Genomic DNA, 11,956 nt, shown 5'->3' with positions numbered 1-11,956 from the left:
GTCGATAGATTCGGGCCATGGCCACGCCCGATAGACAGATCACCCTTCCGCTGCCGACCCCCGAAGCGACCGACCAGTTGGCCATTGTGCTGGCAAAGGTCGCAAGGCCGGGCGACATCATTCTTCTGGAAGGTCCGATCGGCGCGGGAAAATCGCATTTCGCCCGCGCCTATATCCGGGCCCGTCTGGGGCGGGACGAAGACGTTCCCTCTCCGACCTTCACTCTGGTTCAGGAGTATGACGGCCATCCGCCCATCTGGCACGCCGATCTGTACCGGCTGAGCCATCCCGACGACCTGCTCGAACTTGGCCTGGAAGAGGCCTTTGGCCGAGACATCTGTCTTGTTGAATGGCCTGAACGCTTTGGAACGGCGCGCCCCGGCGATGCATTGACCTTGGTGCTGCGCGCTGAAGGCGAAGGACGAATTGCGACGCTGACCGGCGGCGCCTCCTGGCTGGACCGGCTGGACAAGCTCGGGGCACTTCTCCGTGACTGACCGGGCCGCATCGATCACCGCTTTCCTGAGCGGCTGTGGCTGGGGCAACGCCGCGCGGAGTTTTCTGGCCGGCGATGCCTCGGCCCGACGATACGAGAGGCTGACGCTGGATGGGAAAAGTGCCGTCCTGATGGATGCTCCACCCGAGGAGGGGGAGGATACCGAGAGCTTCGTTCGGATTGCCGACCATCTCCTTTCGATCGGCTTGTCTGCGCCACGAATCCTCGCGCAAGACATCGCTAGCGGCCTCTTGCTGATCGAGGATCTGGGCGACGGCATCTATGCCCGGCTGATCGAACGCCGGCCCGAACTCGAGGAGCCGCTCTACAAGGCGGCGGTCGAGGTTCTGGCGCAGATCGAGCGCAACGATCCGCCCCCCGCACTATCCAACCTTACCGCGGCCGATTGGGCCGGAGCCGCTGCATTTGCGCTGGACTGGTACCGCTTTGCGATCACCGGAGACCGGATGGACACGTCTCCGTTCCGAAAGGTTCTGACAGAAACACTGCAGCACCATGCGGATGCTCCTCGGGTGATGATCCTGCGCGACTATCATGCCGAGAACCTGCTGTGGCTTCCGGACAGGCGGGGAGTCGCTCGGGTCGGGGTGCTCGACTTCCAGCTCGCCCAGCTTGGCCAGCCGGGCTACGACCTTGTTTCGCTTCTGCAGGATGCGCGGCGCGACACTGGGCAGGGGATCGAACAGACAATGATCCGGTACTATCTGTCACTCACCGGCCGCGCCGAGGGAGGGTTCGGCCCGGCTTATGCGGCGCTCGGCGCGCAGCGGGCGCTGCGGATTCTGGGGATCTTTGCCCGGCTGTCGCTGGTTGGTGGCAAACCGGGCTATGTCGACAAGATTCCGCGGGTCTGGTCACAATTGCAGCGCAACCTCGAGCAGCCTGAACTGGCGGCGCTGGCCGCGATTTGCAGGGAGACCCTGCCCGCGCCGACACCGGAACGACTGGAAAGGATCCGTGCCAAATGCGGCCACCACGCGCCCTGATGCTGTTCGCCGCCGGTTTCGGCACCCGAATGGGGCCGCTGACCGCCGACCGCCCGAAACCGCTGATCCCAGTCGCGGGGCGGCCGCTGATCGACCACGCCCTGGATATCGCCGAAGCCGCCGGCGTCGCGCCAATCGTTGTGAACCTGCATTACCGTGGAGAGCAGCTTGCCGATCACCTCTTCGGTCGCGACCTTCGCCTTTCCTGGGAGAGGGAGGAAATCCTCGAAACCGGGGGTGGGCTGAAACAGGCTTTGCCTCTGCTTGGCGACGGCCCGGTGCTGACGCTGAATACCGATGCGGTCTGGACGGGTGCGAATCCGCTTTCCGAACTCATTTCCCGCTGGTCGGATGACATGGACGGCCTTTTGCTGTTGTTGCCGGTCGAACAAGCAACCGGTCATGCGCCGAAGCCGGACTTCACGCTTGCCGATGACGGCCGCATACAGCATCCGCCTGTCGCCGGACGGCCCGGTTACGTCTATCTCGGCGCACAGATTCTGCGGACAGAGCAACTGTTGGAAATTTCCGAACGATCGTTCTCTATCTGGCTGCTTTGGCGCGGAATGGTGGAGGCGGGCAGGTTGTTCGGAATGGTCCATGACGGCGGCTGGTGCGATGTTGGCCATCCGGACGGGATCGTCGACGCAGAGGCGCTTCTTGCGGCATCCGGACATGTTTGAAGCCGGCTCGCCACGCCTGTTCACGCTGCCCCCCGGCGCAGATTTCGCCGCGGCCCTCGTTGCCGGGCTGAAGGAACGTGTGGCAGGGGATCCGCCCGAGGCGATGGCTAGCGTCGAGCTGTACGTGAACTCCGGCCGGATGCTGAAGGCGGTGCGGGAATGCTTCCTGGCAAGCGGCGCGGGATACCTGCCCCGCCTGCGGCTTGTCACAGATCCTTTCCTGCCGCCGGACGAGGCGATGCCGGCGGCAATCCCGCCCTTGCGGCGGCGGTTAGAGTTGACCCAGCTCATTGCCGGCTTGCTGAATGCCCAGCCCGACCTCGCGCCGCGAGCCGCCATCTATGATCTGGCCGATAGCCTGGCCAATCTGATCGATGAGATGCAGGGCGAAGGTGTTCCGCCGGAAGCACTTTCGGCACTGGACGTGTCCGATCACTCTGCCCACTGGAAGCGCGCACAAGATTTCCTGTCGATCGTCACACCCTTCTTCACCGGGGAATCACCCCCCGACGCCGAAGCGCGGCGGCGGATGGCGGTCAAGGCGCTTGCGCGCCGCTGGCAATCCTCACCACCCAGCCATCCGGTACTGATCGCAGGGTCGACGGGATCGCGGGGGACGACGGCCCTCCTGATGCAGGCAGTCGCCGCATTGCCGCAAGGGGCGATCATCCTGCCGGGGGTCGATGGCGACATGCCACAATCCGCATGGGCCGAACTGGACGATGCGCTCACGTCCGAAGATCACCCGCAGTTCCGTTTCCGCCGCTTGATGGAGTTGTGCGGCCAGAGCCCTGCCGATCTTCGCCCCTGGATCCCCTGCTCCCCGCCCGCACCCGAACGCAACCGCCTGATCTCGCTCTCGCTGCGGCCCGCACCGGTTACCGACCGCTGGCTGACCGAGGGACAACACTTGCCGGACCTCGTGCTCGCCGCGCAAGGAATGACCCTGATCGAGGCTCCTTCTCCACGGGCCGAGGCCCTGGCAATCGCTCTCGTCCTACGCGAGGCTGCCGAGACCGACCGCGAGGTTGCGCTGGTCACCGCCGACCGCCTGCTGGCCCGTCAGGTCGTCGCGGCGCTCGACCGGTGGGGCATCACGCCGGACGACAGCGCCGGACAGCCACTTGGCGTCTCGGCTCCCGGACGGTTCCTGCGCCATGTCGCGGCGCTGTTCGGCGAAAAGCTGACGGTGGAGACCCTGCTTGTGCTGCTGAAGCACCCCATCACCTCGTCAGCCGAGGGGCGCGGGCCGCATCTCTTGTTCACCCGCGCGCTGGAATTGCACCTGCGCCGCCATGGGCCGCTGTTTCCGACCGTCGATGCACTTTCGGCTTGGGCCGCCGGCCACAAGGATCCGTCGGCCCAAGTTTGGGCGAAGTGGATCGGCGATGCCGTCTGCGGCCTTGATCTTGGGCGGTCCCGGCAGCTTGCGGATCACGTCGCCCGGCACCGCGCACTGGCCGAAGCGCTCGCGCGGGGTCCATGGTCCGAGGCCACTGGAGCCCTTTGGGAACGGGAGGCCGGACAGGCCGCCTCGGCCGTGATCGAGGATCTGGCGCGCGAGGCGGAAAACGGCGGCGCGATGACTGCAGCCGAGTACCGGGACCTTTTCACATCGCTGACGAACCAGACCGAAGTGCGCCAGTCGATTTCGGTGCATCCGCGGATCCGCATCATCGGCACACGCGAGGCCCGCGAATGCCGGGCCGATCTGGTCATCCTCGGCGGGCTGAACGACGGGGTCTGGCCACGGCTTCCCTCGCCAGACCCTTGGCTGAACCGCCAGATGCGCAAGGCAGCGGGGCTGCTGCTGCCCGAGCGACAGATCGGCCTTTCCGCACATGACTACCAGCAGGCGGTCGCGGCGCGCGAGGTAATCCTGACCCGGGCGCTCCGCGATGCCGAGGCGGAAACGGTGCCATCGCGATGGATCAACCGGCTGACCAACCTAATGGCCGGCCTGCCGGATCGAAACGGGCCCGATGCGCTGACGGCCATGCGTGATCGGGGCCAGCGGTGGCTTGATCTCGCGCGGGTACTGGAGAGGCCCGACGCACCAAGTCCGCCCGCGCCCAGACCCGCCCCCAGACCGCCCGTTGCCTTGCGCCCCAGAAAGCTGCCGGTCACCGGCATCTCCCGGCTGATCCGCGATCCCTACGCGATCTATGCACGCTACATCCTGAGGCTCTATCCGCTCGACCCGCTGCGGCCCGCGCCGGACGCACTGGCGCGCGGATCGATCCTGCATCTGATCCTCGAACGTTTCATGCGCGAGCAGGTCGAGGAGACAGCCGAAATGGCACGACTGCGTCTGCTGTCGATTGCCGATGACGTTCTTGCGAAAGAGGCGCCCTGGCCCGCAGCTCGCGCCCTGTGGCGGGCGCGGCTGGAGCGTGTCGCCCCCGCCTTTGTCGCCCGTGAAAGGGCAGCCGAAGGCACGCCCCTTATCCTGGAAGAGCGCGGGGCGATCCGGCTGCCGGACCTTGATTTCACGCTGACCGCCCGGCCCGATCGGATCGATGAACAACCGGACGGACTGCTGCATATTCTCGACTACAAGACGGGCGCTCCACCCACGAAGAAGCAGCAAGAAAAATTCGACAAACAGTTGCTGCTCGAGGCGGCGATGGCCGAGCGGGGCGGGTTCGCGGCGCTTGGACCAAGGCAGGTGGCACGAGTGACCTATGTCGGCCTTGGGGCCGGGGCCAAGATCGAGTCAACCGAGATTGCTGCCGATCTGCTGGACAGGGTCTGGAACGAGCTTTTGGCCCTGATCCGCCAGTATGGCCGCCAGGATCAGGGCTATGCCTCGCGTCGCGCGATGTTCGGCGAAAGGCAAGCGGGCGACTATGACCATTTGGCGCGGTTCGGTGAGTGGGACATGTCCGACCCTCCTTCAGCCTTTACCCTGACCGCGGAGAGCGCCGAATGACGCGCGACTTGGCCAGCATCAGGCAGGTCGAGGCGGCCGATCCGGGCACGTCAACCTGGCTTTCGGCCAATGCCGGGTCTGGCAAGACCCGCGTCCTGACCGACAGGGTGGCACGGCTTCTGCTGAACGGGGTTGAGCCCCAGCGTATCCTCTGCCTCACCTACACGAAGGCGGCGGCTTCCGAGATGCAGAACCGTCTGTTCCGTCGCCTTGGCGAATGGGCGATGCAGGACGCGGACGCCTTGCGCGCCTCGCTGGCCGGACTCGGTGCCGAAGGACCGGCAGACGAAGGCGTGCTGGCGAGCGCCAGGCGGCTGTTTGCCCGCGCGATCGAAACACCTGGCGGGTTGCGCATCCAGACGATCCACTCCTTCTGCGCCTCGCTTCTGCGCAGGTTTCCCCTTGAGGCAGGCGTCTCCCCACAGTTCGTCGAACTCGACGATCGCGCCGCAAGGCTTATCCGCAATGAGATCGTCGAGGAGATGGCCGAGTCGTTGGCCCCTGAAGCCGTGGCCGCCATCGCTCGCCATTTCACCGGCGACAGCCTGGATGACCTTGCCGAAAACGTCGCGCGAAACCGGTCGCATTTCCCCGGTTGTTTCGACCGGGCGGCGGCCCTTCGGCAGTTTGGCCTGCCCGAAGACGCCAAGTTAGAGACCGTTCTCGCGTCAGTGCTTCTTGGCGGTGAGGAGGCCTGGCTGCCAAAGGTGGTGGATATCCTGGCTGGCGGCGGCACGAATGACAGCAAGGCGGCGGCGCGGCTCTCTGCCTTCTCCTTTGCCGAGCCGGATCTGGAGATACTCGAGGATGTCTTCCTGACAGGAGCCTCGGCACAGCAGCCCTACTCGGCCAAGATCGGCTCGTTCCCGACCAAGGCGACCCGCGCTGCGCTTGGGCCGCTTTTGGCGCCGCTTGAGGCGCTGATGTTGCGGGTCGAGGCGGCACGGGCGGACCGCATCGCCTTGCGTGCGGCCGAGCGGACGCTTGCACTTCATCGCCTTGCGGACGCCTTCCTTCCGGAATATGCGGCGCGGAAGGCCGCCGGCGGCAAGCTCGACTTCGACGACCTCATCGCCAAAGCCCGCCAGTTGCTGACCGATCCGTCGGTTGCGCAATGGGTTCTGTTCAGGCTTGACGGCGGCATCGACCATATTCTTGTCGACGAGGCGCAGGACACCAGCCCGGAGCAATGGCGGGTGATCGAGCTTCTGGCTCAGGAATTCACCACGGGCCGGGGCGCCCGGGATGTCGAGCGCACGATCTTCGTGGTGGGCGACAAGAAGCAGTCGATCTATTCGTTCCAGGGCGCCGATCTCCAGGCCTTCGACCGGATGAAGGCCGAATTCCGGGCGCGGCTGGCGCAGGTCGACATGCGGCTTGCCGACTTGACGCTGGACCATTCGTTCCGCTCGTCCCGCGCGATCCTCGATCTGGTCGACCGAACCTTCGACCCAGAGACAGGGCGTGCGCTTGGGACCGAGGTTCGCCATATAGCCTTCCATGAAGACTTGCCGGGCCGCGTCGATCTGTGGCCCGCGATCGCCAAGGTCGAGGACCCGGAACCTGGCGATTGGTTCGACCCGGTCGATCTGGTCACCGATGAGCACCACAACGCTCGCCTGGCCAGACGGATTGCCGACCAGATTACCGGTTGGCTGGCAGACGGTGTGCAAATACCTCTGTCGAACGGGCGGTGCCGGCCGATGACGGCGGGGGATGTGCTGATCCTGGTTCAGCGGCGATCCGGACTTTTCGGAGAGATCATCCGGGCCTGCAAGGCGGCGGGGCTGCCCATCGCGGGGGCCGACCGGCTAAAGCTTGGGGGCGAGATCGCCGTGCGCGACCTGACGGCGCTTCTGTCATTCCTGGCAACCGATGATGACGAGCTGTCACTGGCCGCAGTGCTGCGTTCACCTCTGTTCGGCTGGTCCGAGCAGGACCTGTTTTCGCTGGCACAGGGTCGAAAGGGCGGTTTGTGGGAGGCGCTGCGCGGCGCGGCGGATCGACGCGCCGAAACCGTCGCCGTCCTGCGCGACTTGCGCGATCAGTCCGACTTCCTGAGGCCCTATGACCTGATCGAACGGGCCCTGACCCGGCATGACGGGCGGCGGCGTCTGATCGCCCGATTGGGCGAAGAGGCCGAGGACGGAATTGACGAGTTGCTGACTCAGGCACTTGCCTATGAGCGCAGCGAGGTGCCAAGCCTGACCGGATTTCTGGGCTGGCTGACTACCGAAGAGATCGAGGTGAAGCGCCAGATGGAAAGCGCTGGTGGCCGCATCCGGGTGATGACGGTCCATGGCGCCAAGGGGCTGGAAGCGCCGGTGGTCATCCTGCCAGAGACGCAGGACCGCAGAGCCCCGTCCGGGGATGACATTGTCCCGATTGCTCAAGGTGGCGCGGCATGGCGAATGCGGGCAGAGGACAGCCCTCCGCCGCTGGCGGCAGCGCAGTCCCAAAGACAGGCTGCAGCGGCCCAAGAAAGTCTGCGGCTTCTCTATGTCGCGATGACCCGCGCTCAATGCTGGCTGATCGTCGCGGCGGCGGGGTCAGTGGAAAATCCCGACTGCTGGTATCAGATCGTTGCGCAGGGCATGATTTCCGCCGGTGCAGAGCCGCTTTCCGACGGAATGCTCCGACTGGCCTGCGGCAATTGGCCCCTGCCGAGCCCTGGTGCAGAAGAGGCGGCGGGGGTCGAGCCTGCGCTGCCAGACTGGGCGCGTCGTCCTGCGCCTGAAGGGGTTCGCCCGCCTGCAATCCTGTCGCCGTCGGACCTTGGCGGAGCCAAGGCGCTTGCCGGTGACTCGGACCCATCCTTGCAAGAGCTTGCCAAGCGCCGGGGAACCTCCCTGCACCTTCTGCTGGAACTGCTGCCCGGTCTGCCGCCTGCCGCTTGGCCGTCCGCAGCGGATCGATTGCTGGCCGACATCGATCCGCAGGATCGCGCTCTGGAGCTCGACCGTGCCACAAGCGTGCTGACCCATCCGGCCTTCGGGGCATTGTTTGGCAGCGGATCACTGGCCGAGGTGGAGGTGGCCGGCCGGGTCGGCGGTCAGATGATGGCTGGATCGATCGACCGGCTGATCATTGCGCCCGACCGGGTGACGGCGATCGACTTCAAGTCGAATCGCGTTGTGCCCGACCGGGCTGAGGACGTGCCGGAAGGCATCCTGCGCCAGATGGCCGCCTACGGCGCCCTTCTGGAACAGCTCCATCCAAACAAGCAAGTCGACCTGGCAATCTTGTGGACCGAGGGGCCGAGCCTGATGCCGCTGCCCCGCGATCTGGTCATGGCGGCCTTGCAAAGGATCACCGTCCCTTGACGGCCCCGACCCCTGTCCATAGGTTCAGGTCCGACCTATTCCCCATCAGCTTGTGCCTGGGAGACCCCATCATGGCCACCAATACCGTCGCCGTCACCGATGCTACCTTCGACGCCGAAGTCCGCAAGTCGGACGTTCCGGTCGTCGTCGATTTCTGGGCCGAATGGTGCGGCCCCTGCCGCCAGATCGGCCCGGCCCTGGAAGAACTGGCCGCTGAATATGCCGGCAAGGTGAAGATCGTCAAAGTCAACGTGGACGAAAACCCCGACAGCCCGGCGGTTCTTGGCGTTCGTGGCATCCCCGCGCTGTTCCTGTTCAAGAACGGCGAGGTCGTCTCGAACAAGATCGGCGCAGCGCCCAAGGCTGCGTTGGCCAACTGGATCAATTCGGCGATCTGATCCGCCGTTCAATAAAGCTTTTGAGGGGCGCCTTCGGGCGCCCTTTTGCTTGGCGGGTTGTGCTGCCTTGGTGCCGCAGCCATATTCCGCCGAAGTCAAAGGAGGCGGTTATGGCCGAAGACAAGTTTCCCGGATGGCATGGCACGACCATCCTTGCTGTGCGGCGGGGCGGCGAGGTTGTCGTCGCGGGCGACGGCCAGGTCAGCCTTGGGCAAACAGTCATCAAGGGCACGGCCCGCAAGGTTCGCCGCCTGTCGCCGGGCGGACGCGACATTGTAGCGGGGTTCGCCGGATCCACCGCCGATGCCTTCACACTGCTGGAGCGGCTGGAGAAGAAGCTCGAAGCGCTGCCGGGCCAACTGGCACGAGCCTGCGTTGAGCTTGCGAAGGACTGGCGCATGGACAAGTACTTGCGCAATCTCGAGGCGATGCTGATCGTTACCGACGGACGCGATCTGTTCGTCATCACCGGGGCGGGCGACGTGCTGGAACCCGAGAATGACGTGGCGGCGATCGGATCTGGCGGCAACTTCGCTCTGGCCGCGGCGCGGGGCCTGATGTCGACCGATCTCCAGGCGGAAGATATCGCGCGGCGGGCCATGGCAATCGCTGCCGAGATTTGCGTCTATACCAACGGCAATCTCACCGTTGAACGGATCCGAGCCTGAGATGGCGCAGGACAGCCTGACCCGCGACGACCTTCGGGCGGCCGTGGCTTCGGGCGTGCTGACCGAGGCACAGGCGGCGCGCCTGCTGACAATCAGCGAGGAGCGTCTGGGCTATCGCAAGACGCTCGGCCCCGAAGACGAGCCGTTCGAGCTGTTTCGTGGGTTTGCCGAGATCTTTGTGTCGGTCGGTCTGGTATTGTTGATATCGGGTATCCTTGCAGTCGGGCAGATCTTTGGGGGCGCGATCCTGCCCTTCTTGGCCGCCGGCCTGTGCTGGGTTTTTGCCCGCTATTTCACCCTTAAGCGCCGCATGGCGCTGCCCAGCATAGTTCTGGTGGTCGGCTTTGCATTAGGGATCGCCATCGGAGCGGCACTCATCCTTTCCGCCGTCTTCGGGCCCGAGTCGCATCCGCGACTGGTGGCGCTCATCTATTCCCTGATCTGCCTTGCGGCGCTTGCCCTGCATTTCCGCGTGTTCAAGGTGCCTTTCACGGCGCTGCCCATGGGCCTGGCCGCGAGTCTGCCGGTCTTTATCGCAGTCGACCTTATCTTCCCCTTCGGCGACATGGCCTTCGACTGGACGGCGCTATTTGATCTGGCTGCGGGAAGCGGTTTGCCCGTTGCGACGCTGATCTTTGGGCTTGTGATGCTGGTCGCGGGCCTATGGTGCGACATGAAGGACCCGTACCGGCTTGGCCGATGGTCCGCGACCGGCTTCTGGTGCCATATCCTCGCCGCGCCGGCGCTGGTCAACACTGTGGCGCTGACCGCCTATAGCCAGGGTGACACGGCAGGAAACCTGCTGCTGGCTCTGGCATTGGTGGCGATCGGCCTTCTGGCGCTTGTCATCGACCGCCGCAGCTTCCTGACCGCTGGCATCGGCTATCTGGGCCTGCTTATCGCCTGGGTTCTGCGGTACGGAGACAGCAATCTTTCGCTGGCGCTGCTGCTTCTGATCCTTGGCGCCTTCCTGACCGCTATCGGCACCTACTGGACGCAGATCCGCGCTGGCTTGATGAGGGCGCTTCCCGATTTCCCCGGAAAGGATCGCCTTCCGCCCTATGCGGATAACGGCTGACCAGCCGCCAGACTGCATTGCCCGCGCGACGGTCCTGCATATATGACAACGCAAACTCCGAGGAGAGAGCGATGACCAACCTTACCCCGCGCGAGATCGTCTCGGAGCTCGACCGTTTCATCATCGGCCAGACCGAAGCCAAACGCGCCGTTGCCGTCGCAATGCGCAATCGGTGGCGTCGCAAGCAGCTGGGCGACGATCTGCGGGACGAGGTTTACCCCAAGAACATCCTGATGATCGGGCCGACCGGCGTCGGCAAGACAGAGATCAGCCGCCGTCTTGCCAAGCTGGCTAAGGCGCCCTTTCTTAAGGTGGAGGCGACAAAATTCACCGAGGTCGGCTATGTCGGACGCGACGTGGACAGCATCATCCGCGATCTGGTCGATGCCGCCATCGTCGAGACACGGGCGCGGATGCGCGAGGATGTGCGCGCCAAGGCCCATCGCGCCGCCGAAGACCGGGTGATCGAGGCACTTGCCGGCAAGGATGCCCGCGATCAGACCCGCGATATGTTCCGCCAGAAGCTGAAACGCGGCGAGCTCGACAATACCGTCATCGAGATCGAAGTGACTGATGCAGCCCCGGCGTTCCCGGGGATGGCCATGCCGGGCATGGAAGCGCAGATGAATGGGTTGCAGGATCTGTTCAAGGCATTCGGCCAGCGGCGAAACCGCAAGAAGATGACAGTCGCCCAGAGCTACGACATTCTCATCGGGGAAGAGGCCGACAAGCTGCTGGATGACGAGGCCGTCCAGAAGGCCGCGCTGGAAGCCGTCCAGCAGGACGGAATCGTGTTCATCGACGAAATCGACAAGGTTGCGGCCCGTGCTGAAACGCGCGGGGCTGATGTCAGCCGGGAAGGTGTGCAGCGCGACTTGCTGCCGCTGATAGAGGGCACGACCGTTTCGACCAAGTACGGTCCGGTCAAGACCGACCATATCCTGTTCATCGCCTCGGGTGCCTTTCACATCGCCAAGCCATCGGATCTGCTGCCCGAGCTGCAGGGGCGTCTTCCAATCCGGGTCGAGTTGCGCGCTCTGACCGAGGGCGACTTCGTGCGGATCCTGACCGAGACCGACAACGCCCTGACCCGGCAGTATTCGGCACTGATGGCGACCGAGGAAGTCGGCGTTACCTTCACCGATGATGGGATCGCCGCGCTGGCGCGGATCGCGGCCGAGGTAAATGCCAGCGTCGAGAATATCGGGGCGCGGCGCCTCTACACGGTGATGGAGCGGGTGTTCGAAGAACTGTCCTTCTCCGCCCCCGACCGCAGCGGTGAGGCGATCGCCGTCGATGCAGAATTCGTCGAAGCGAATCTGGGCGCCCTGTCGAGATCTGCCGATCTGAGCAGGTATGTGCTCTGAGGGG

9 protein-coding genes are annotated in these 11,956 nt (G+C 64.9%); all 9 read left to right on the top strand.

Annotated features, from left to right (window positions below):
• Positions 1-17: 17 nt before the first annotated feature.
• The 9 genes from tsaE (at position 18) to hslU (ending at position 11,952) form a co-directional block, all read left to right on the top strand.
• Positions 18-497 carry a tRNA (adenosine(37)-N6)-threonylcarbamoyltransferase complex ATPase subunit type 1 TsaE gene (tsaE, locus tag L0V05_RS05290; RefSeq protein WP_234869038.1) on the top strand — a complete coding sequence of 160 codons (480 nt, stop codon included), beginning with the start codon at positions 18-20 and terminating at the stop codon, positions 495-497.
• Positions 490-1,503, top strand: coding sequence for an aminoglycoside phosphotransferase family protein (locus L0V05_RS05285; RefSeq protein ID WP_234869037.1), 1,014 nt, complete (start codon positions 490-492; stop codon positions 1,501-1,503). Before tsaE ends, L0V05_RS05285 begins: the two co-directional genes overlap by 8 nt.
• A complete protein-coding gene (locus L0V05_RS05280) occupies positions 1,482-2,186 on the top strand; it encodes a nucleotidyltransferase family protein (protein ID WP_234869036.1) in 705 nt (234 codons plus the stop codon). The genes L0V05_RS05285 and L0V05_RS05280 overlap by 22 nt, the downstream gene beginning before the upstream one ends.
• Positions 2,179-5,118, top strand: coding sequence for a double-strand break repair protein AddB (gene addB / locus L0V05_RS05275; RefSeq protein WP_234869035.1), 2,940 nt, complete (start codon positions 2,179-2,181; stop codon positions 5,116-5,118). Before L0V05_RS05280 ends, addB begins: the two co-directional genes overlap by 8 nt.
• A complete protein-coding gene (gene addA, locus L0V05_RS05270; RefSeq protein WP_234869034.1) occupies positions 5,115-8,441 on the top strand; it encodes a double-strand break repair helicase AddA in 3,327 nt (1,108 codons plus the stop codon). The genes addB and addA overlap by 4 nt, the downstream gene beginning before the upstream one ends.
• Before the next feature lie 71 nt (positions 8,442-8,512).
• The gene (trxA, locus tag L0V05_RS05265) at positions 8,513-8,839 is read left to right on the top strand and encodes a thioredoxin (RefSeq protein ID WP_234869033.1); all 327 of its coding nucleotides are present in this window, start codon (positions 8,513-8,515) and stop codon (positions 8,837-8,839) included.
• Positions 8,840-8,949: 110 nt separating this feature from the next.
• On the top strand, positions 8,950-9,507 hold the full coding sequence (gene hslV, locus L0V05_RS05260; protein WP_234869032.1) for an ATP-dependent protease subunit HslV: 558 nt from the start codon (positions 8,950-8,952) through the stop codon (positions 9,505-9,507).
• A gap of 1 nt (position 9,508) precedes the next feature.
• The gene (locus L0V05_RS05255; RefSeq protein WP_234869031.1) at positions 9,509-10,585 is read left to right on the top strand and encodes a hypothetical protein; all 1,077 of its coding nucleotides are present in this window, start codon (positions 9,509-9,511) and stop codon (positions 10,583-10,585) included.
• 71 nt (positions 10,586-10,656) lie between these two features.
• The gene (gene hslU, locus L0V05_RS05250; protein ID WP_234869030.1) at positions 10,657-11,952 is read left to right on the top strand and encodes an ATP-dependent protease ATPase subunit HslU; all 1,296 of its coding nucleotides are present in this window, start codon (positions 10,657-10,659) and stop codon (positions 11,950-11,952) included.
• Positions 11,953-11,956 lie beyond the last annotated feature (4 nt).

Source organism: Alitabrizicola rongguiensis (genome assembly GCF_021491355.1).
Classification (GTDB): domain Bacteria; phylum Pseudomonadota; class Alphaproteobacteria; order Rhodobacterales; family Rhodobacteraceae; genus Aliitabrizicola; species Aliitabrizicola rongguiensis.
The sequence above is the reverse complement of the archived record's forward strand: the minus strand, read 5'-3'. Positions and strand labels throughout refer to the sequence as shown.